The organism is Leifsonia virtsii, assembly GCF_030433675.1.
Classification (GTDB): domain Bacteria; phylum Actinomycetota; class Actinomycetes; order Actinomycetales; family Microbacteriaceae; genus Leifsonia; species Leifsonia virtsii.
In genome coordinates this window covers 1-17,416 of the sequence record NZ_JAROCB010000008.1, presented here as the reverse complement: position 1 = coordinate 17,416, position 17,416 = coordinate 1, and the positions used below count along the sequence as shown (strand labels likewise).

Below are 17,416 nucleotides of genomic sequence, written 5' to 3'. Positions count from 1 at the left end.
ATGAAGAATCGAGGAGCGAGTCGTGGACGAATTGACGTTGAACATCGAGAGCGCCGGCGAGCTGGCGGAGGTCTTCCATGGCCTGGCATCGCCGACGCGCTTGCGCGTGCTCGCCAGACTTCGGCAGAGTCCATCGAGCGTGACCGTCTTGGCGGAGGAGCTGGAGATCGGACAGGCGACGCTATCGAACCACCTGCGCATCCTCCGCCAGGCAAAGCTCGTCATCGGCGACCGCGACGGACGCTCCATCACCTACCGGCTGTTCGATGACCACGTCGTCGAGTTCTTCGACCAGGCACTGCTGCACCTCGGCCACGCCCAGCCGGGCGGCGACTAGTCGCCGAAGAGATCCCCCAGCCAGCCACCGCGGCGCTTGTTGCCGTAGCCGTTGTGGCCGGAGTTACCGTGGCCGGCGTTTCCGTGGCCGCTCTTGTTGTGATGTCCGGATCGATTCGGGTCCGACCATCCTTGCGGGTCAGCCGGGGCGGCGTATCCAGTCGATGGGCTCTGGGTCAGTGAGCGTTCGATGATCTTGTCGAGCTCGCCCCGATCCAGCCAAACGCCTCGGCAGGCGGGACAGTAGTCGATCTCGATTCCGGAGCGATCGGAGAGCAGGAGTGTCTCGCCGTCAACGGGACATTTCATGGTTCTTACCCTTCTGGTCGGTATGGTTGCCGGAGCGTAGGGGCCTCGTCTGAGAGTCGGCTGATCGCGGACGCGACTCGGATGCGGCAGTCAGGAGCCGTTTGCTACGCTTCCCACCAAAAGCTGGCTGTTATCGAACTGTGACCGTGGAGGTGAGGTGAACGCGCTGAGTGCAAGAGGAATCCGACGCTGGGTCGTCCTCGCCGTCGCAGCGCTCACCGTCGTGTTCGCTCTGCTGCTGGCGCACATGTTCGAAACGGCACACCCGGTCAACGAAACCGCCGGGCCCGCGGCATCCGCCATTGAGGGCAACGCCGCTCCGGCAGCAGCAAAAGCCGCCGCCGCCGCGCTCGCTTCATCAGAGAACGGCGTCCCACACGACCAGGTGCTGGTCCTGGGGTGCGTCCTCGGACTTGCTGCGGCCGCCTTAGCTCTAGCCCTGTTCGTGGGTTTGCTGCGACGAGACGTCCGCCTGACTCTTCTGCGCGTCGTGCGACGCCTGGGCGCGTCATTGCAGCTCGAGCGACCACTCGCGCCTTCTCTGGAATCTCTGGCCATAAGCCGGACCTGACGACACTTTCGCGCACCCACGGTGCCCTCGTCGTTCTTGTCCGTGCCCGCATAGGGCCGAGTCCGGAAACCCTAAATGCTCATCACCCGCCGCGCGCGGCCGGTTCGCCGCGCAACCTTCACCCCCGCCCCCGCTGAACCTCGATCACGTCGTGAGGCTCTCTCCGCTGAACGGAGCGTCCCAAGACGGCGACGCCGCAGCCGGCCGCGCTCCAAGGGTCGGCCTGCCCGCCGTTCCCTGCTACTTCCTCTGGCGGGGGCCGTCTTCGCCGTGACTTTGAGCGTGGCGACCTCGGTTCCAGCCGAAGCTGTACAACCTGACGGCGCCCTCGAAACGGTGGCCGACACCATCGTCGCGGGTGTGCCGCAGGCTATCGGGCAGACCGGCGGCGCAGCCGTTCCGGTGAATCGTGACGCACCCAGCGCGACCTCAGAAGCCGAACTCAAGGCTGCGGCGCGAACGGACCCCGCGGGCACTCTCGTGGGCAACACGCTTGGCCCGATCCAGTGGCCGTTCGCCGGCGATGTCCCGATCAGCGACGGCTATGGGTCGCGCTCCGCGCCCTGCTCCGGGTGCTCCAGCAACCACAAGGGCCTGGACATGACCCCCGGCGGCGGCACCAAGATCGCCGCGATCGCTGACGGCGTGGTCCGTTCCGCCGAAGAGTCCGATGTCGGGTTCGGCGTGAATGTGATCATCGACCACCGGGTCAATGGTGAGCGATTCGCAAGCCTCTACGCGCACATGCAGTTCGGGTCGTTGCAGGTCCGGGCCGGCGACCGCATCGCGGCTGGCCAGATCATCGGACGGGTCGGCACGACGGGCGCCAGCACCGGCAATCACCTCCACCTGGAGATCTGGGCGAACGGCGAGACACCGATCGACCCGTACTCCTGGCTCCGAGCACGAGCGAGATGAGTACCACCATGCCGAAACAGCCACGCCGGAAGCCACAGCCGACCCGCCGGCTTTCCGCGCGATTCTGGGCCAACACCATCGTCATCGCGCTCGCCTTCATCGTCGTGATCGTCATCGTGCTCGTCGGCCGGGCGCAATCGGCATCGAAACAGGACGCAGCGCCCGCCGTAGTGCGAGCCGACAGCCGAATCCTGCAGAAGGCGCCGACGGACAAGGTGACGGTGGTGGAATTCCTCGACTTCGAGTGCGAAGCCTGCGGCGCCGCCTACCCCGTGGTCGAGCAGCTGCGTGAGCAGTACAAGGACCGTGTCACATTCATCGCTCGCTACTTCCCCATCCCGAGTCACAAGAACGCGATGAACGCGGCGATGGCTGCCGAAGCAGCCGGCCGTCAAGGCAAGTTCACCGAGATGTACTCGAAGCTCTTCCAAACTCAGACGCAGTGGGCCGAACGACAGGATGACCAGTCGACTGTTCTGCGATCTGTGGCCGAGTCGCTCGGCCTGGACATGCGCCAGTACGACAAAGACATCGCCGACCCGACACTCCGGATCCGGGTGATGAAGGATCAAACCGACGGTGTCCAGCTGGGTGTGGCGGGTACACCAACGTTCTTCCTGAACGGCGAGAAGCTCACGCTGACCTCCACAGAGCAATTCGCCGCCGAGCTGGAGAAGGCGTGGCGGCGATGATGTTGGGCGACCGCCGGATCCGCCGCCAGATGCAACGGCTGTGGAGGACACCAGAAGCACACGAGACCATCCCGGCAGCCGTGTACCGGGAGCTGATCGAAGCAGCGACCGCGGCCTCCGTCCAGCTCCAGGTCCTCCTCCGCCGCAGGCCCGCAGACTCTGACGTGGAGCTCGAGGCACTCAGCGACGACATCGACACCCTCATTCGGATCATCAAGCGTCATCGACCAACCCGCTGAATCGAGAAGAATCATGTCCACTACTAACCGGCCCGTCCTCATCGCCGCTACAGCGGTCGCATTGGCGGCACCCCTGTTGCTCTCCGGCTGCTCGATCGGGGACACCGTATCCAAGCAAGCGCAGAACGCCGCCTGCCCCTTGGTCACCCCGATCACCGACAAGGTGGCATCCGACATCGATGCCGCCTTGAAGTCCGCGGTGCTCGACCCCGCGGCGGCCCTCGACCAGCTGAAGGCCGCCCGGACGATCCTGGCGCCGATCGCCGATCAACTGCCCGCGGGGAAGCAGCAGACTGCCGTGCAGAACGTGGTCGACACCATCGACAAACTCATCCCCGTCTTGAAAGCGGAATCCACCGGGTCGTCGACGGGCACCAGCTCGGACGTGCTCACCAAGAAGCTCTCCGAACAGATGAAGGCGCTGACCACCCTATGTTGACCGAACAAGCCGTAGAGACGGCGACCACTGGAGACGTCGACCGTCGACGCGTGGCGTTGCGTGCGCTGTCCGCAGGCCTTCTCGCGATTGCTGTAGACCAGGCAGTCAAGGGCATCGCCATCCTTTCACTCCCGTATGGCCAGCCCGTGCCGACGGTGATCCCCAGCCTGGATCTCAATCTGGTCCTGAACGCTGGAGCGGCGTTCGGGCTCGGCGCCCGAGTCGGCCCCCTGTTGGCGGCCGGAATCCTCATCGTCCTGACCGTCCTCACGGCCTGGATCATCCGACGAGTGATTCGTCGGGAGAACCCGACGGTGACAATACTGCTCGCGATCGCCGCCGGTGGCGGCTGGGGCAACATGGTCGACCGCGCGCTCCTAGGAGAGCACGGCGTCCTCAGCGGTGCCGTGGTCGACTACCTCTCCGTCAGCTGGTTCGCCATCTTTAACCTCGCCGACGTCTTCACTGTGGGCGGCATCGCGGCCGCGGTAGTTGCCGCAACTGTCCAAAACCGCCGCGCGCAGGGCGTCGCGGCGGCGACCGTTCACGACACGGTGACCGGCGCATGACCGGGACCCTCTCCGCACTCTCGACGGTGGCACTCTACGTCGCGATGGGCTTCTACACGGCGGCTTTCGTGGTCTTCTCCATCGACCTGGCCAGACGCGGAGCCGAAGCGACAACGACCGTCCCCAGCGCGGTCGCACGACGGATCGCGGCAACACAGCCACCGACGACCGTTGTCATCGGCGAGGAATCCAGCGAGCAGTCGACCAAATCGAAAGGAGCGCCGTCCCGCGCCGCCCGCGGCGTCACACGATGGGCATTCGGTCTGACGATCGCGGGCTTCGCCTTCCATCTCATCGCGACGGTGCTGCGCGGCGTCGCTGCGGCCCGAGTTCCCTGGGCAAACATGTGGGAGTTCTCGATGACCGGCACGTTGGTCATCGTTGGTGTCTTCCTGCTCGCCAACCTCAAGTGGGACATCAAGTACCTTGGCACGTTCATCGTCGGCCTGGTGCTTGTGCTGCAAGGCGTGGCACTGTTGCGGTACTACGTTCCTGTCGTTCCCCTGCAGCCGGCGCTCCAGTCCTACTGGTTGGTCATCCACATCATCGTCGCCGTCCTGGGGACCGCGTTCTTCGCCCTGGGATTCGCGCTATCCGGACTCCAACTGCTGCAGTACCGGCGTGAAGGCCAGGTCAAGGAGTTTCTTCCGCAGCAATTCCGGTTCCTGGCTACCCTGCCAGACTCGGTCGCGCTAGAGAACCTCGCCTATCGGATCAACATCGTCGGCTTCATCGCCTGGACGTTCACGCTCATCGCTGGAGCCATCTGGGCCTCCGCAGCCTGGGGTCGCTACTGGGGTTGGGACACGAAGGAGGTCTGGACGTTCATCATCTGGGTGATCTACGCCGGCTACATCCACGCCCGCGCCACGCGCGGCTGGCGTGGCTCTCGCTCCGCGTGGCTCGCGATCATCGGCTTCGCCGCCGTGCTGTTCAACTTCGGTATCGTCAATGTCTTCTTCAAGGGCCTGCACACCTACTCGGGACTGTAAGTCCAAGCCCCGGAGGGCAACAGTACAGCGATGCATTAATTCAGCATTCGCTGTACATTGGTGGAATGAGCATCGTCATGCCGGCGGCGACCATCACACACACCGCCGCTCTCGCCCGCTTCGGCCACGCGCTGTCCGACCCCACACGAGTGGGTATCCTGCTGGCCCTGCGGGAAGCACCCGCCTATCCATCTGACCTCGCGGACGCCCTGGACGTGAGCCGTCAGGTGATGTCGAATCAGCTGGCCTGTCTGCGCGGCTGCGGCCTGGTCGAGGCCATCCCGGATGGCCGACGCACCTGGTACCGACTTGCCGATGGGCACATCGCCCCTGCACTGGATGAGCTGCTTCGGGTGGTCCTCTACGTTGAACCCGGGTGCTGCGAGGGCGAGGAGTGCAACTGCACATGACGACGGCGACCGCACTCACAGACGCCCGCCGCGGCGTTCTGCGTCGACGAATCCGATGGATCGTATCGATCACAATCGGGTACAACCTCATCGAGGCCGTCGTCGCGATCACCGCCGGAAGCGCCGCATCCTCAGCCGCACTCGTCGGCTTCGGCTTGGACTCAACCATCGAGGTGCTCTCCGCTGTCGCGGTCGCCTGGCAATTCACTCGGAAAGATCCGGAGCGATGGGAGAAGGGCACGCTGCGCGTCATCGCGGTCGCGTTCTTCACGCTCGCGGCCTACGTAACCGTGAGCTCGCTGCTGGCCCTGGTCGGAGCTGTCAATGTAAAACACTCACCGTTTGGGATCATCCTCACCGCGGTCAGTGTCGTGATCATGCCCTTCCTTTCCCTCGCCGAGCGTCGCGCTGGGAAGGAAATCGGTTCTGCGACAGCGGTTGCCGACTCCAAACAGACATTGATCTGTACCTACCTGTCAGCAGCGGTGCTGATCGGGCTTGTTCTGAACAGCGCCTTCGGCTGGTGGTGGGCAGACCCGATCGCGGGCCTCGTCATCGCGGTTTTCGCACTGCGTGAAGGGCTGGAGGCTTGGAAAGGCGATGCCTGCGCGACATCTGTTGGAATGGTGCTAGAGGACGGGAGCGACCACGATCAGTAGGTGATGCGCAACGCTTCGCCCTCCTGGCTCAGCCGCGCGATACGCCCACGCAAATGGCACGCCTCATGAATGCACGCCAACAGGCCCTCCATCCACGCACGCCTCGACCGCATCTGCCCCGCACGGTCGGAGATGTCGTACCCGCCCGCTGAAGGATCCGCTTACGTACCAGCGATGCCGCCACGCAGCGATAACAGAACACCGCCACACAGCGACCAAAGTCACAGACGAGAGCGATCGCCTCAGCGTCCCAGAAACGATCGCTTTCGGTGTCAGCGCGGTCGGATTCAGGCTCTGCGCCAAGGCTGCCCTACTCTAGGAGCTTTCGCTTGCCCTGCTCGTACTCCGCATCAGTAAGAACTCCTTCGTCGTGAAGAGCGGCCAGCTGGCGGAGCTGTCGAGCAAATCGCGGCGGCATGTGGCGCACGGTTTGGCGGGCGGCCCATTGGTGACGCCGCCACGACGTCCGCATTCGAGAAGCGAGATACCCGCCAACGAGGCAGATTCCCACTACAGCCAGAAGGATCCCTCCGCACATCCACAGCCTCGCGTCTGCAGCGGCTGAAGCAGCGGCCGGGTCAAATTGAGAAGCACGGACCTCTGCAATGCCTGCGCGATCGGCCTGAATCAGAAAAATGATCGTTCCGGAGATCGCGGCAGCCGCCCCAACCATCCACAGCAGTGCACCGTGTGATCCGCGCTCGGTGTGGGCTTCACTCAGCTCGGATGTGAGAACTTTCGCGCTCATGCGTCGAGGGTAGTCCTGTGGGTGGCGAGGTGGCACGCCTCTGGGCGATTATCGAATGGCGTCGGCGGGGTCAATTCGCGCGGCGCGTACGGCGGGAAGGAAGGCCGCGAGAGCCCCACAGACGGCGCCGGCTACCGGCGCGATCGCGATCGTCTCCCAAGGCGCGATCGCGGTCCATCCGCGCGCGGCGGCGACTGCGACGGAAATTGCTAATCCGCCTGCGATTCCGGCAAGTGCGCCAGCGAGGCCGATAACGACGCCTTCCCAGAGAAAGATTGCCGCTACGCCGCGTTGTCCCAGTCCCACGGCCCGGGCTAGCGCAAGTTCTTGCGTGCGTGCTTGAACTGAGATGAACATCGCTGAGGCGCCGCTAAGTATGGCGAGGGCCAGAAGCGCGATCGCCAACGAGGCGAGTAACCCGTTGAGGTCGGTCTGCACTCCTACCCGCAAGTTCCGTAGCTCGGCAGCGGTCTCGACTGAGATATCTGCGGGGGATGCCGGGGAGAGAGCGAGCGGTATCGCGCTGGCTAAGGGTCCGGCAAAGCCAGGATCAGTTCGGACCACGATTTGTCGAGAACCGGCCGAAAAAGGCGGTAACGGTACGACAACACTCGTCAAGAGGTTCGGTTCCCGAGGCGCAGCAGTGATAGTGCCCACGACTGTATACGGTTCGCCGTTGACCCAGACCTCAGCTCCAATTCCGCCCCTGTCGGACAGGCCGAGCTGTGCGCCCGCGTCCGCACCAACGAGCGCCACGTGTTCCTTGGTCGATGAGAAGAGCCTGCTCAGGCTCTGGGGGGACGTTCCGATATCCAGCACCCCGAAGAGTCCACTATCAACGGCCACGGTGCTCCCTTGAAAGGGCGAGTTACCGCTGGCCGAAGTGAATGCGAACCGGCTTGTCCGTGCGGTGTTGGCGTCGAGGGGTGCCACCTGCCCGACCTCTCGGACATGTGGGAGCTCCCCGAGTCGGTCTAGCCAGGCGGCGGCCTCCTCGTCTGATGTACCCGCCGGTACGTTCACCCGAACCTCGTCCCGAGCTGCGGCCGTTAGCCGTCCGGCGATCTGCTGCGAGGCAGTCGCGCCGATGCCGGCCGCGCCGATGAGTCCCGCGAATGCGAGAGCGAAGGCCGCAATCAGAGCGACAGAACGCAGCGGTCGAGACGTCACGTTGTTGATCGCCCGAGTGAGGCGATCCGATGCCCGTCGTGACCGTGTGCCACGACGCTCCTTTGAGGGAGTCACTGCCAGCGACGGCCGTTCCTGTCCGTCAAGTTTCGAGCCAACAGAATTTTCTGCCCCCGTGATCTCTAGAACACCGTCAGCCATCCGGACCGTTCGGTCGGCGTAGGCGGCAATCCTCGGATCATGGGTGACGAGGATGACCGTTGCTCCCTGTCGATTGAGCTCGAGCAGGGCCTCCATCACTTGATCGCCGGTCTCGCTGTCCAGGTTTCCGGTGGGCTCGTCCGCGACGATGATCGAAGGATTCGTTGTAAGGGCCCGCGCGATGGCAAGTCTTTGACGTTCCCCACCGGAGAGTGACCGTGCCAGTGCAGCGGCCTTTTGATCAAGGCCCACGGCTTCTAACGCTCGCGAGACCTTTTCGGATTGCTCGCGGAGCGGTGCTCCTTGAATTGCGAGGGCCAGCGTCGCGTTTCGTTCGGTGCTTTCGTATGGGTTGGCGTAGGAGGACTGGAAGATAAATCCGTAGGTTGTGCTGCGCAGGTGATCGATCTGTGTTGCGCTCAGACCGCGAACGTCAATGTCGCCGAGGTGGTAGCTCCCCTCCCAGCGTGAGTCGAGCAATCCGATGATGTTGAGGAGTGTCGACTTTCCCGATCCGGATCGCCCCACGATCGCGAGGAATTCGCCCGGTTCGACGACCAAGGACGCCTCTCGGACAGCGAACCACTGCTGCGACTCTCCGTAACGGCGCTGGATATGGTTGAGCGTGAGCCGTGGCGGTGAAACGGTCATTGGGACACCAATATCTCGTCCCCGACTGCGAGGCCCTCAGCTTTGATGGCCGTCCACCCGTCCGCATTTCGTACCACGACGATTGGAGTGCGCGCAGGAGTATCCGATTTGCTGCGCTTGATCACGTAGTCACCGCCAGAGTCCGACCGGATGGCGATTGTAGGCACTGCCATGTCGGGTTTTGACTCGGTGCCGAAGAGGACTGCGACGGCGTCGCCTGCCGTCAGGTTTCCGCCGGCATCAAGGTTGATTTGGATGTCGCGGCCGGGTGGCCGTCCGCCGCTGGTGGGGCTCGACTGGAAGTCACTGATCTTGGCCACGGCGCCGGTGCCCTTTTTCCCGCCAGAGCCGGTGATTGTCACCTTGTCGTTCAGTTTGATTTGTTCGGCCTCGCTGACACTGGCTCGCACACTGACGTAGGGGGATCCCATTCCCAGCACAGCGAAGGGGTGATCGTTGTCCACGGAAGTGCCGGCCGGAGCGACAGAGACCAAGGAGAGGGCGCCGAGCGAGGTTGGAACGGTGTAGAACTCTGCGGTGGTGATCGTCGTGGAGTATCGACCACCAGGTGGCTCGACATTTGCGGCTGAGTAGGCGGAGCGCACTGCACTGAGGGTGGCGCTATCGACCTTCCCCGTTTGCGGGACTCCAAGCGCCTTTTGCAAGCTGGCGACGTCACTGCCAGTATCTCCAGCGACCAGGTTCCGGAAGAGCGGTATATCCACGCTGTACAGAAACACGGGTCTGTTCGAGACAGTACCAAGAAGCTGTCCGTTGGTAAGTGGGCCGGGGTTAGCCGAAACAGAAGTGACAACGATGCGCTCTGCGCCCGCCGGTGGGCCAACCGTCACCGGCTGTTCCTGTGTCCCCGAGACCTCGCCTTGGATGCGGATGTCGGCGGTCACGGTCCTGGATTCAACCGGGGCGTATACGGGCACATTCGTCCCGCGAGCGTCAAGCACAGCCGAGTCCGGCGAACGCACCCATATACCCAGAAGGAATGCCGCACCCGCGATAAGGACCGTGATTAAGACAAATGCGAGTGCGCGGAAGGGATGATCCAAACGACGCAGCCGCCGCGGCTCACCCGCCAACGGTCGTGACCAATTTCTGTGCTTGGGCGACCACCTTCTTGACCTTGTCGCGGTAGGCCGTCAATTCGCCCTCGTGATCATCGATGTACCCTGCCTGCTTGGTCGCTTCCCAGTCCGCCAGCGTCTGGACGGAATTGAGTGATTCTTTGCACCGTACGTCGATTGCAGCGACCTCGAGCTGCTCTTCTCCAGCGGAAGGGAATTGAGGCACCAGAACCCGGGCATCCTTGTTGGCCGCCAGGCCCCCGTCCTGTATGCAGCTGAGCCACTTCTCCCGGACCGACTTAAACTCGTCGCTGGCAAGAAGAGCCTCGAACGATTCATTCATCCCGCGATCTACCACCGACTGATCCGGCGACGTGTTTACCCCCATCACGGGTAGCTGCTTGGTTGATTTGAAGCACGCCCGATAGTCCTGCCACCAATCGGGACCGAGCGCATCCTCCTGGGCTTGAACATCTTTCGACTGACTCGACTCGGGTAGCTCGTACCCATTGGCCTCAGCGTCGGCCGGCGCCCATAACCCATACCGACGATCCGGTAGAGGCGCGAGCGCCGACCAATCCTGAGACGCGCGGGGGAAAGTCAGCCCCTTGTTGGCCATGCACTTTTCGATCGCAATCGAGTTCGCATGGTTGACCGTCTGAACCTCACCCCAACTCATCGCATATGACTCAAGCGGCAACAGAATCTGTGCCGTCGCCGGATTGAGCTGCGCGCGCACGTTGGCGTGCGCTTGCGACGGCCCGGACGAACACCCGGTCAATGCAACGACGAAGATGAGCGCTGCTGCTGAAGTCGTCGCTGTCAGCCGCCCACCCGCCATCAGTAGAAGTAGAGGGAGTCGAACGAGTCGTTACGCCAGTCAGGCCAATTGAAGAAGCCCGCGGCTCCTCCGGGCTGCTGGAACAATGAACCCGAGTAACCGGGGTCGCTGAACCAGCCGATATAGGCAGTTCGGTTGTTGGCGACGGAGGAGATGACGTCGTGGAACCCCGCAAGCGACGACTGGCTGCTGGTCCACGATCCGAAGGCTCCGGCATAGCTGGAGTCAGTCCAGGCGCACGCGCGGTTACTGCCGCACTGAGTGATGGATGCCTGTGCCGGTGCGCTGAATCCAATGACAGAAGCAGCGACAAGAGCTGCAGCACCTGCAACCCCAATGATTGAACGCTTTTTCACGATATCTCCCCAATCCTCAGTGAACGTGAAGCTGAGCCGGAGTCTAGAACGCCCTGTCTAGGGGACGCAAGTACCAAGCGCGAGAGCTCCACGAGCATCCGAGAACATCAAAGCTGGTGCCATCTCGGGCGGCACCAGCCTGGTCGTCGGGCACCGCTATGGCCCGCCGGGTCGCTTGCGCTAACGATCGTTTCTGAACCTGCCCCCTGTCCCAATGTCGGGACGATGGTGTAGTGTCCCAAGCATGGGACAGCAAGACGGCGGATACCTCGATTGGCTCAGATGGCATGACTCGCTCACCACTGAGGAGCGGATCGCCCGCGGGCCTTTTCAGTCCGCGTTCGCAGTAGGCCGTGGCGAGCACGGTAAAGGCGCAATCGACCGCGCGCGCCGGCAGGCGTCCATCGCATCCCACGTGCTCGACCAGGTGGAGGAGCAAGCGGTGTTCGCCCTCCTCGTCGACGGCCACAGCGTCCGCGACGTCGCCGCGAGCACCGGGCTCAGCAAGAGCGAGGTGGGACGCATCGCCAAGCGTTTTGAACGGGACGGTGACACCTTGGTGTCGCACGCGACGTTAGCGCCCCTGGGAGCCGCAGACGATGTGCGCGACGGCATCCGCGCCGCGTGGGGTCACCGCTGATGCGGGGGTACACAGCGGTCCCGGACCCGTGGCCCATGCCCACCCTGCCGCAGTGGGCGGCCAACATCGTGGACAACGCCGTGCTGTTCATCGTCGGCGTGGTGATCGTCGCCGGCATCGGTGTCGTTGTGTGGATGGTCCTGAGCGATCGCGCTGAGCGTCGGCGCCCAGATGGAGGGCTGCATGCGTTTCGACCGTTCCACGCTGGGCGACGAGCTGCCCGGCAGGGTGCACCGGTGGTCGCTCCGGCAGAGCTGAGCGACCAGGACGCACCCGCCTGGGTGGCCGGCTACCATGTCGGCCGCATGGAACCGGTCGCGTCCCGGAAGTAGGCCGCCCGGTAATGCGGGAGGGCTCGTCAGCTCTGGGTATGAGAGTGTCGATGGCATGAGCGATGAACCAGAAGCGAACCCTCACCTTCGGGATGCGTTGCTGATCGCCAGGCAGCAGTGGCAGCTCAACGAGATACGCGAGCTGGTGCGCGCCTTCGCGCGAAATGGGACGTCGACGGCTCCGCCGGAGGCGTACGCCTATCTCGAACTCATGGTGGATGCGATCGTGGACGATCCGGAACAGGTAATGGCGCTCAACGCGGACGTGAGTCGGCTACTCAACGACGGGGGTACGACCTTCGATCCAGACGGTCGCCAGGCCGGCTGAGCTTCACGGCCTCGGCGTCCCGCTGCGTGGGTCGAGGCCAGCCTTCCATCGCTCGCGCTGTTCCTCCGGGGTCACGATCTGCCCGTGCGGGTCGGTGATGGGGACGAGGAACTTCGGCGTGCCTAGCTCGCCTTCGGCGGCGGCCTGTGCCTCAGCGAGGCTTTCGTAGTAGCCCAATGGCCACCGGTCAGCACGTTTCAGGACCCAATGGTCGACGCGGTACATCATCAGCGTTTCGCGGGTGATCTTGTTCACGGCCGGCCCGTGGTGGATTAAGAAGCGCGGTTGGATCGCGTCGTCGAGCACCAGCCAGTCGCTCTCCCCCACCCGAATCGTTCGCACGAATCCATTCGAACATACTTTCGAATCTCTGGTCTAATGGGGGCATGAGCACGAACCGCCGATATCCCGAAATGGGGATCGGCCGCGGCGTGGAGGAGATTCTGATCCGAGCCCAGCCGGTGAGTCTGACCGATGCGGAGCTCGACGTCGAGCACCACCCGATTCACCGGCCGGCGGAGCCGCGGCCGGTGCGGGCGTGGGTGCGTTTCCCGGAGACGGTGATCCGCCCAGAGTGCGAGGCGATCGCCTGGACGGATCGCGCCGTTCAGGTCCGTTGGACGTCGGTCAACGGCATCGTGCGTACGGCATGGGTGTGGCGGGGCGCGATCGAGGATGGTTGGGACCGGCCGCCGATTCCCCCGCGGCGATAGGAGTCCCTTGTCAGGCTCGGTCGCCAGCCGACCGCTCCGTAGCCTGTTGTTCCAGCCGCTCCCGGGCTTCGGTGATCAGCCGGCCGAGCGCGAACAGGGAGGGGATGGCCTCCGGGTTGCCAAGGCCGGAGTCGTCGACGAGCGTGACTTCGAGAGGGTTCTCATCCTCTGAACGGTTGTTGACCGCGGCGCGGATCGTGATGGCATCGATGTCGGCGTGGAGGACGTCTTCACCAGAAATTCCTCCTGTCATGACCACTGTGCCGTCGCCGCGCCGTTCGAACGTGCCCGCGGAAGTCGCGGTGGGAGGCATGTACCAGAGCAGATCGGCCGCGAATCCGGAGTCCGCCGGCAAGCCCATCTTGGCCAGGAAGAGCCGGGTGTACGTCGGGGCGAGCTTGCTCGTCTCCTGCGCCAACCATTCGGAGCGGAGTTCTTCTTGCTCGGCCGCTTCCTGTGCGCGCTTGGCCTCAATCTCGGCCAGCTCAGAGCGGTACTTGGAAAGGGCGGCCTCTGCCAGTCGGGAGTTCGTCATGCGGTGCCGCCGTTCGTCCGTGCGCGACCGGTGTACGTGAGGCCGGCACGGCGCAGGGCGTCGGCCGGCGTGCCGTCGCTGTAGTCGGGGGCCTCCCCCGTCATCGGCAGCGGCGCATTCGCGCGGGCGTACTCGTGCACCTGGTCGCTGAGTGCGTCCCAGGTTGGGATCTCACCCACCGGAGTGGTGACCAGCTCGACGCCGCACGTGATCCCTTGTTCGGTGAGGTATTGGCGGGCTGCCGTGAGGTACGCCTCGGCGTACGCGGCCAGGTCGCGCGCGAACAGCGCTTCGACGTCCTCGACGAGCTGCTGCGCGGCCGCGGCCCGCTCCTCGGTCATCCCCTCGGTGAACGTGGCTTCTGCGGCCGCGTCGCGTTCGTCGTCGTACAGGTCGCCCAGACCGAAGTCGTAGAACACATCCTCCGCGTCGAACGGCAGCCGCACCGGCTCGGTGCGGTAGCGCAGCAGCTCGGCGTCGTCGTCGCCGGCGGTGCTGTGGACGATCTGGCGCACGTAGTCGGCTTCCCATGATCCGGGCCGGCCGGCCAACAGCTCCTCAACGCCGCCCAGGTTGGCGGCAACGGCCGTGAGGACGTAGGTGGCGATTTCTCCGAAATCGACGGGCTCGACGGTGGCCTGCTCGGTGCCGGCGCCGCGCACGCGCGTCTGACGCGCCGCCGCGGTGAGTGCGGCGATCGCGTCGGCTACCGGGTTGGGCTCGGCAGGCTCGACCGCCTGCAGTGTGGTGGTCATCGTGTGGTCCTTCCGGATCGATACTCGAGGACGGTCTACAGGTTGGCCGCAGCGGCCCCCTGGGGCAGCTCACGGGCTCCCACGGGCGGGAACGGCTGCCCGTTGTTGTACTTGGCTTCCAGGCGCTCGACCTCGGCCATGACGGCCTTGTGGATGAACTGCGAGAGGTTGCGGCTGCCCTCAGTGGTCATCGTGTAGAGGATCGCGCCGCGCACGCGGTCGGTGTCGGCGGGGTCTTGGTAGAACGACACCTTCGCCCGTGACTTCGGCTCGCGTGGCGCGGGCTTCGTCGCGGCGCGCTCGGCAGCCTGGAGCTGGCGGGTCTGCTCTACCTGGTCGGCGTCCTCGTGCTGTTCTTGCGTCCACCGGGTGGCGTCGACGGCAGTCGGCGCGGCCGCGGGTGGCGGCGTGATGGGGCTCGATCCGGCGAGGCTGGATTTGCGTGGTGCTGGTCGGTTCATGATGCGGCTCCTTCGATCGCAGTCAGGTGGTCGGCGTAGATGGCTCCGAGTTCTGTCGCTTCGGAGCCGCCCCACTCGTCGAGGCCGCGTGCGGCCTCGGCCGCGTCGGAGATGACGACGCGCTTGGGGACGACGGGTGAGAGCATCCGCAGCCCTCGGGCCGTGATGGCTTGTCCCAGCTCGTCCAGCCATGTGCGGCCGCTGACGGTCTTTTCCTCGTGCTTGTTGACGATGACGCCCGCGACGCTCAGTCCGGGGTTGTAGTAGGCCCTGACGTTCTCGATCGTGTCGAGGAGCTGGCCGAGCCCGTTGGCGCTGAACAGCTTGGATTCGGTGACAACCACAACGGCATCGGCGGCCGTCAGGCCGTTGATGGTGAGCTGGTCGAGGCTGGGTGCGCAGTCGATCAGGATCAGGTCGTAGTCGTCGACGACGCTGGCCAGGGCCTCGCGCAGGCGGCCTTCTCGGCCGGCTCCGGCGATCACGAGTTCGTCGCGCACGTAGCCGAGCGTGACGCCACTGGTGGGCACGACGTCGAGGCCGGGCCAGACGCCGGGAACGATGACGTCGCGGATGGTCTCAGGTGCGCGCGAGCTGAGCGCGTCGGCAAGGCCGGCCTGGTCCTCCCCTACATCCTCGGCCGCGGCGATCGTCGTCAGGTTGCCTTGTGGGTCGTTGTCGACGGCGAGCACGCGCCGGCCTGCACGCACCGCGGCGCGCGCCAGGTGAAACGTGGTCGTGGACTTGCCGACGCCGCCCTTCTGGTTGCAGAGGGCGAAGATTCGAGCGGTCACGTTGGTTACCTCCAATGGGTCTAATAGTACTGTTACCGTCACGTCATGCTGCTGCGTTGTGTGCGCGTGGCGTGACAGGGCCGGGGAGCTGTCGGGCAGCTCCCCGGCCCTGCTTCGACTCAGAACGGGGTGTCGTCGTTGGTGTCGGCGGCGGCCGTCGCGCGCTGGACGGTGACGCTCTGTCCGCGCAGGCTCACACCGATTTCGTCGGCGCGGACCTCGTGCTGAAGCCGGGTTCCCTGCTCGCCCTTGTACTCGGTGATGCGGTAGCCGCCGGAGAAGGTAACGCGGATGTTTCCGCCTGCCTCGGCCGCGTCCACGAGGTTCTGCGCCTGGTTGCCGCTCACGGCGACGTCGTAGGCCGTGGCCGGACCGTCGCTGTAGGAGCCATCCGACTGACGGATGCGGTCGCTGACGATGACGCGGGCGTAGGTGTACGGGCCGTGCTCCCCCTCCCGGAGCGTGGGCGTCTCGGCCAGGTTTCCAGTGCGAGTGATGTAGCTCATTTCGATTCCTCCCAGAATGATGGTGCCTCTAACAGTACTGTTGGGGTTTATAGAGTTGCAATGACCTAGTAGCGCTCGACCTCCATCTCTCGGCCGTCCATCTGGGGCGGGTACAGCACCCACTCGATGCCGCTGACCGGGTTGGGGTTCTCGACGCGGACGCCGCGCACGGGCGAGCCGAACTCGATCGGCCCCAGCTCGTCGGTGACGCGCAGCGGCGTGCGGTAGATGCGGCCGCCGTGGCTGAGGATGCGGTCCCCGATCCGCAGGTCTGCGAGTCGAGTGACGATGATCTTGGACATGGCTTCTCCTATGGAGTGATCTAACGGTAATAGTACTGTTAGGGTCGTTGGGGCTGTTTTATGTTCCTGCTGGTTCGTGCCGGTGGATGTCGACTGGGCTACTTATGGCCCTTCGTTCACCTCTAATAGTACTATTACCGGCGTTGGGGGTCAAGTCACTGGCAGCTGTCACATTGCAGGGCTTCCATCGGGTCGATGGGCACCACGTACTCGGCCGCAGGGGAGCGGTAGTGGGCATCGCCTTCGTCGTCGCCCGCGGCGTGCGCCTCGATCCACATGTCCGCGCTGGCTGGCTCCCCGATCGCTCGAAGCATCCCCGCCAGGGCCTCGACCTCGCCGCAGCTCAGGGTCGGCCCCAGGTCGCCTGCCATGTCTCCGGCGGAGAACACCGCCGCGAATCGAGTGACGTCGCTGGTGTTGGTAATGAGTGTGCTCATCGCTTCTCTCCCTCTCCCTCTCCCTCATGTTGTTTTGCCGGGAAGGCACGTAGTGCCGTTCAGGGAGAGCGGTTGGAGTGCAACCCGCAGGGCGGCGGGGGAGAGAATTTCCGCGCGAAATAAGGGAGCTTGCGACCGCGTGCGGAAAATCTCGGCGGAGCTGGCTCCCGCAGGGAGCTTGCGCGGAGGCCGCCGACCGTAGAATGCCGCAGGCTTCCCGGCAAAAGACAGGGGCCGAAGGCCGTACAGTCGGCCGGCTCCGTCCGGCCGTCCGTTGTCGGCGCCGGCTCCGTCCGGCGCCGACCGCTCTGGACGGTGTTCAGTCGAAGCCGGGGCCGAAATTGTCGGTCCAGCATTGCGGATGAATGCCGGTTCGGATCAGCTCGCGTTCCGCGGCCGGCCTCGCGGGGGCGGCGTCCTGAATCAGCGCGCCCGCGCGCAGCGCGGCGGCTTCCGCGGCCGTGAGCTCGACGAC

28 protein-coding genes are annotated in these 17,416 nt (G+C 64.7%); 14 read left to right on the top strand and 14 right to left on the bottom strand.

Going from position 1 to position 17,416, the window contains the following annotated elements:
- Positions 1-22 precede the first annotated feature (22 nt).
- Entirely contained in the window at positions 23-337 is a 315-nt protein-coding gene (locus tag P5G59_RS20440; RefSeq protein WP_021762766.1) for an ArsR/SmtB family transcription factor, read from the top strand.
- On the opposite strand, the gene P5G59_RS20435 is transcribed toward P5G59_RS20440, so the two are convergent.
- The gene (locus tag P5G59_RS20435) at positions 334-645 is read right to left on the bottom strand and encodes a TFIIB-type zinc ribbon-containing protein (RefSeq protein ID WP_081703940.1); all 312 of its coding nucleotides are present in this window, start codon (positions 643-645) and stop codon (positions 334-336) included. The genes P5G59_RS20440 and P5G59_RS20435 overlap by 4 nt on opposite strands.
- A gap of 157 nt (positions 646-802) precedes the next feature.
- Here P5G59_RS20435 and P5G59_RS20430 point away from each other — a divergent pair, with 157 nt between their 5' ends.
- The 9 genes from P5G59_RS20430 to P5G59_RS20390 all read left to right on the top strand — a co-directional run bounded on the left by P5G59_RS20430 (position 803) and on the right by P5G59_RS20390 (position 6,134).
- Positions 803-1,216, top strand: a complete 414-nt coding sequence (locus tag P5G59_RS20430) for a hypothetical protein (RefSeq protein WP_021762769.1) — start codon at positions 803-805, stop codon at positions 1,214-1,216.
- Between the two features lie 336 nt (positions 1,217-1,552).
- The gene (locus P5G59_RS20425; protein WP_051336951.1) at positions 1,553-2,134 is read left to right on the top strand and encodes a M23 family metallopeptidase; all 582 of its coding nucleotides are present in this window, start codon (positions 1,553-1,555) and stop codon (positions 2,132-2,134) included.
- The gene (locus P5G59_RS20420) at positions 2,131-2,826 is read left to right on the top strand and encodes a DsbA family protein (protein WP_021762771.1); all 696 of its coding nucleotides are present in this window, start codon (positions 2,131-2,133) and stop codon (positions 2,824-2,826) included. Before P5G59_RS20425 ends, P5G59_RS20420 begins: the two co-directional genes overlap by 4 nt.
- Positions 2,814-3,065 carry a hypothetical protein gene (locus tag P5G59_RS20415; RefSeq protein WP_021762772.1) on the top strand — a complete coding sequence of 84 codons (252 nt, stop codon included), beginning with the start codon at positions 2,814-2,816 and terminating at the stop codon, positions 3,063-3,065. Before P5G59_RS20420 ends, P5G59_RS20415 begins: the two co-directional genes overlap by 13 nt.
- A gap of 61 nt (positions 3,066-3,126) precedes the next feature.
- A complete protein-coding gene (locus P5G59_RS20410; protein ID WP_185279204.1) occupies positions 3,127-3,504 on the top strand; it encodes a hypothetical protein in 378 nt (125 codons plus the stop codon).
- The gene (locus P5G59_RS20405) at positions 3,498-4,073 is read left to right on the top strand and encodes a signal peptidase II (protein ID WP_301220844.1); all 576 of its coding nucleotides are present in this window, start codon (positions 3,498-3,500) and stop codon (positions 4,071-4,073) included. Before P5G59_RS20410 ends, P5G59_RS20405 begins: the two co-directional genes overlap by 7 nt.
- The gene (ccsB, locus tag P5G59_RS20400; protein WP_115698371.1) at positions 4,070-5,065 is read left to right on the top strand and encodes a c-type cytochrome biogenesis protein CcsB; all 996 of its coding nucleotides are present in this window, start codon (positions 4,070-4,072) and stop codon (positions 5,063-5,065) included. Before P5G59_RS20405 ends, ccsB begins: the two co-directional genes overlap by 4 nt.
- Before the next feature lie 65 nt (positions 5,066-5,130).
- Positions 5,131-5,475 carry an ArsR/SmtB family transcription factor gene (locus P5G59_RS20395; RefSeq protein ID WP_021762831.1) on the top strand — a complete coding sequence of 115 codons (345 nt, stop codon included), beginning with the start codon at positions 5,131-5,133 and terminating at the stop codon, positions 5,473-5,475.
- Positions 5,472-6,134 carry a cation efflux transmembrane domain-containing protein gene (locus P5G59_RS20390; RefSeq protein WP_021762832.1) on the top strand — a complete coding sequence of 221 codons (663 nt, stop codon included), beginning with the start codon at positions 5,472-5,474 and terminating at the stop codon, positions 6,132-6,134. Before P5G59_RS20395 ends, P5G59_RS20390 begins: the two co-directional genes overlap by 4 nt.
- A gap of 310 nt (positions 6,135-6,444) precedes the next feature.
- Here P5G59_RS20390 and P5G59_RS20385 read toward each other — a convergent pair whose 3' ends face one another.
- The 5 genes from P5G59_RS20385 to P5G59_RS20365 form a co-directional block, all read right to left on the bottom strand.
- Positions 6,445-6,882: an SHOCT domain-containing protein gene (locus tag P5G59_RS20385; RefSeq protein WP_081703946.1), complete on the bottom strand. Its 438-nt coding sequence runs from the start codon at positions 6,880-6,882 to the stop codon at positions 6,445-6,447.
- A 48-nt stretch (positions 6,883-6,930) separates the two neighbouring features.
- The gene (locus tag P5G59_RS20380; protein ID WP_115698370.1) at positions 6,931-8,862 is read right to left on the bottom strand and encodes an ABC transporter ATP-binding protein/permease; all 1,932 of its coding nucleotides are present in this window, start codon (positions 8,860-8,862) and stop codon (positions 6,931-6,933) included.
- Complete coding sequence (locus P5G59_RS20375) at positions 8,859-9,767, bottom strand: efflux RND transporter periplasmic adaptor subunit (protein ID WP_147295979.1); 909 nt, start codon at positions 9,765-9,767, stop codon at positions 8,859-8,861. The genes P5G59_RS20380 and P5G59_RS20375 overlap by 4 nt, the downstream gene beginning before the upstream one ends.
- Positions 9,768-9,945: 178 nt before the next feature.
- Positions 9,946-10,782, bottom strand: a complete 837-nt coding sequence (locus P5G59_RS20370) for a hypothetical protein (RefSeq protein ID WP_147295978.1) — start codon at positions 10,780-10,782, stop codon at positions 9,946-9,948.
- A complete protein-coding gene (locus P5G59_RS20365) occupies positions 10,782-11,138 on the bottom strand; it encodes a peptidase inhibitor family I36 protein (protein ID WP_021756243.1) in 357 nt (118 codons plus the stop codon). The genes P5G59_RS20370 and P5G59_RS20365 overlap by 1 nt, the downstream gene beginning before the upstream one ends.
- 244 nt (positions 11,139-11,382) lie before the next feature.
- Between P5G59_RS20365 and P5G59_RS20360 the strand changes: the two genes are divergently transcribed.
- The 3 genes from P5G59_RS20360 to P5G59_RS20350 are packed head-to-tail and all read left to right on the top strand — an operon-like array spanning position 11,383 to position 12,438.
- Positions 11,383-11,778 (top strand): hypothetical protein, encoded by a 396-nt coding sequence (locus P5G59_RS20360; RefSeq protein WP_021756244.1) that lies wholly within the window; start codon positions 11,383-11,385, stop codon positions 11,776-11,778.
- A 35-nt stretch (positions 11,779-11,813) separates the two neighbouring features.
- Positions 11,814-12,110: a hypothetical protein gene (locus P5G59_RS20355; RefSeq protein ID WP_039920821.1), complete on the top strand. Its 297-nt coding sequence runs from the start codon at positions 11,814-11,816 to the stop codon at positions 12,108-12,110.
- Between the two features lie 55 nt (positions 12,111-12,165).
- A complete protein-coding gene (locus P5G59_RS20350) occupies positions 12,166-12,438 on the top strand; it encodes a hypothetical protein (protein WP_039920823.1) in 273 nt (90 codons plus the stop codon).
- Between the two features lie 3 nt (positions 12,439-12,441).
- Here P5G59_RS20350 and P5G59_RS20345 read toward each other — a convergent pair whose 3' ends face one another.
- Positions 12,442-12,765 carry a hypothetical protein gene (locus tag P5G59_RS20345; protein WP_021756247.1) on the bottom strand — a complete coding sequence of 108 codons (324 nt, stop codon included), beginning with the start codon at positions 12,763-12,765 and terminating at the stop codon, positions 12,442-12,444.
- A gap of 59 nt (positions 12,766-12,824) precedes the next feature.
- Between P5G59_RS20345 and P5G59_RS20340 the strand changes: the two genes are divergently transcribed.
- The gene (locus P5G59_RS20340) at positions 12,825-13,151 is read left to right on the top strand and encodes a hypothetical protein (RefSeq protein ID WP_147295977.1); all 327 of its coding nucleotides are present in this window, start codon (positions 12,825-12,827) and stop codon (positions 13,149-13,151) included.
- Positions 13,152-13,161: 10 nt separating this feature from the next.
- Here P5G59_RS20340 and P5G59_RS20335 read toward each other — a convergent pair whose 3' ends face one another.
- The 7 genes from P5G59_RS20335 to P5G59_RS20305 form a co-directional block, all read right to left on the bottom strand.
- Positions 13,162-13,686, bottom strand: coding sequence for a hypothetical protein (locus tag P5G59_RS20335; protein WP_021756249.1), 525 nt, complete (start codon positions 13,684-13,686; stop codon positions 13,162-13,164).
- Positions 13,683-14,441: a hypothetical protein gene (locus P5G59_RS20330; RefSeq protein ID WP_021756250.1), complete on the bottom strand. Its 759-nt coding sequence runs from the start codon at positions 14,439-14,441 to the stop codon at positions 13,683-13,685. Before P5G59_RS20330 ends, P5G59_RS20335 begins: the two co-directional genes overlap by 4 nt.
- A gap of 35 nt (positions 14,442-14,476) precedes the next feature.
- Positions 14,477-14,902 (bottom strand): ParB family protein, encoded by a 426-nt coding sequence (locus tag P5G59_RS20325; RefSeq protein ID WP_021756251.1) that lies wholly within the window; start codon positions 14,900-14,902, stop codon positions 14,477-14,479.
- Positions 14,899-15,696 (bottom strand): ParA family protein, encoded by a 798-nt coding sequence (locus tag P5G59_RS20320; RefSeq protein WP_039920825.1) that lies wholly within the window; start codon positions 15,694-15,696, stop codon positions 14,899-14,901. Before P5G59_RS20320 ends, P5G59_RS20325 begins: the two co-directional genes overlap by 4 nt.
- Before the next feature lie 119 nt (positions 15,697-15,815).
- A complete protein-coding gene (locus tag P5G59_RS20315) occupies positions 15,816-16,202 on the bottom strand; it encodes a single-stranded DNA-binding protein (RefSeq protein ID WP_021756253.1) in 387 nt (128 codons plus the stop codon).
- Between the two features lie 65 nt (positions 16,203-16,267).
- Positions 16,268-16,504 (bottom strand): hypothetical protein, encoded by a 237-nt coding sequence (locus P5G59_RS20310; RefSeq protein ID WP_021756254.1) that lies wholly within the window; start codon positions 16,502-16,504, stop codon positions 16,268-16,270.
- 155 nt (positions 16,505-16,659) lie between these two features.
- A complete protein-coding gene (locus tag P5G59_RS20305) occupies positions 16,660-16,941 on the bottom strand; it encodes a hypothetical protein (protein ID WP_021756255.1) in 282 nt (93 codons plus the stop codon).
- Positions 16,942-17,416 lie beyond the last annotated feature (475 nt).

Bases quoted from the DNA above. Each gene is read 5' to 3' on its own strand.
- P5G59_RS20330 (WP_021756250.1), bottom strand. From the start codon at position 14,441: ATGACCACCACACTGCAGGCGGTCGAGCCTGCCGAGCCCAACCCGGTA.
- P5G59_RS20310 (WP_021756254.1), bottom strand. From the start codon at position 16,504: ATGTCCAAGATCATCGTCACTCGACTCGCAGACCTGCGGATCGGGGAC.
- P5G59_RS20380 (WP_115698370.1), bottom strand. From the start codon at position 8,862: ATGACCGTTTCACCGCCACGGCTCACGCTCAACCATATCCAGCGCCGT.
- P5G59_RS20335 (WP_021756249.1), bottom strand. From the start codon at position 13,686: ATGACGAACTCCCGACTGGCAGAGGCCGCCCTTTCCAAGTACCGCTCT.
- P5G59_RS20315 (WP_021756253.1), bottom strand. From the start codon at position 16,202: ATGAGCTACATCACTCGCACTGGAAACCTGGCCGAGACGCCCACGCTC.
- P5G59_RS20385 (WP_081703946.1), bottom strand. From the start codon at position 6,882: ATGAGCGCGAAAGTTCTCACATCCGAGCTGAGTGAAGCCCACACCGAG.
- P5G59_RS20370 (WP_147295978.1), bottom strand. From the start codon at position 10,782: ATGGCGGGTGGGCGGCTGACAGCGACGACTTCAGCAGCAGCGCTCATC.
- P5G59_RS20390 (WP_021762832.1), top strand. From the start codon at position 5,472: ATGACGACGGCGACCGCACTCACAGACGCCCGCCGCGGCGTTCTGCGT.
- P5G59_RS20340 (WP_147295977.1), top strand. From the start codon at position 12,825: ATGAGCACGAACCGCCGATATCCCGAAATGGGGATCGGCCGCGGCGTG.
- P5G59_RS20405 (WP_301220844.1), top strand. From the start codon at position 3,498: ATGTTGACCGAACAAGCCGTAGAGACGGCGACCACTGGAGACGTCGAC.
- P5G59_RS20305 (WP_021756255.1), bottom strand. From the start codon at position 16,941: ATGAGCACACTCATTACCAACACCAGCGACGTCACTCGATTCGCGGCG.
- P5G59_RS20355 (WP_039920821.1), top strand. From the start codon at position 11,814: ATGCCCACCCTGCCGCAGTGGGCGGCCAACATCGTGGACAACGCCGTG.
- P5G59_RS20325 (WP_021756251.1), bottom strand. From the start codon at position 14,902: ATGAACCGACCAGCACCACGCAAATCCAGCCTCGCCGGATCGAGCCCC.
- P5G59_RS20435 (WP_081703940.1), bottom strand. From the start codon at position 645: ATGAAATGTCCCGTTGACGGCGAGACACTCCTGCTCTCCGATCGCTCC.
- P5G59_RS20360 (WP_021756244.1), top strand. From the start codon at position 11,383: ATGGGACAGCAAGACGGCGGATACCTCGATTGGCTCAGATGGCATGAC.
- P5G59_RS20420 (WP_021762771.1), top strand. From the start codon at position 2,131: ATGAGTACCACCATGCCGAAACAGCCACGCCGGAAGCCACAGCCGACC.
- ccsB (WP_115698371.1), top strand. From the start codon at position 4,070: ATGACCGGGACCCTCTCCGCACTCTCGACGGTGGCACTCTACGTCGCG.
- P5G59_RS20350 (WP_039920823.1), top strand. From the start codon at position 12,166: ATGAGCGATGAACCAGAAGCGAACCCTCACCTTCGGGATGCGTTGCTG.
- P5G59_RS20395 (WP_021762831.1), top strand. From the start codon at position 5,131: ATGAGCATCGTCATGCCGGCGGCGACCATCACACACACCGCCGCTCTC.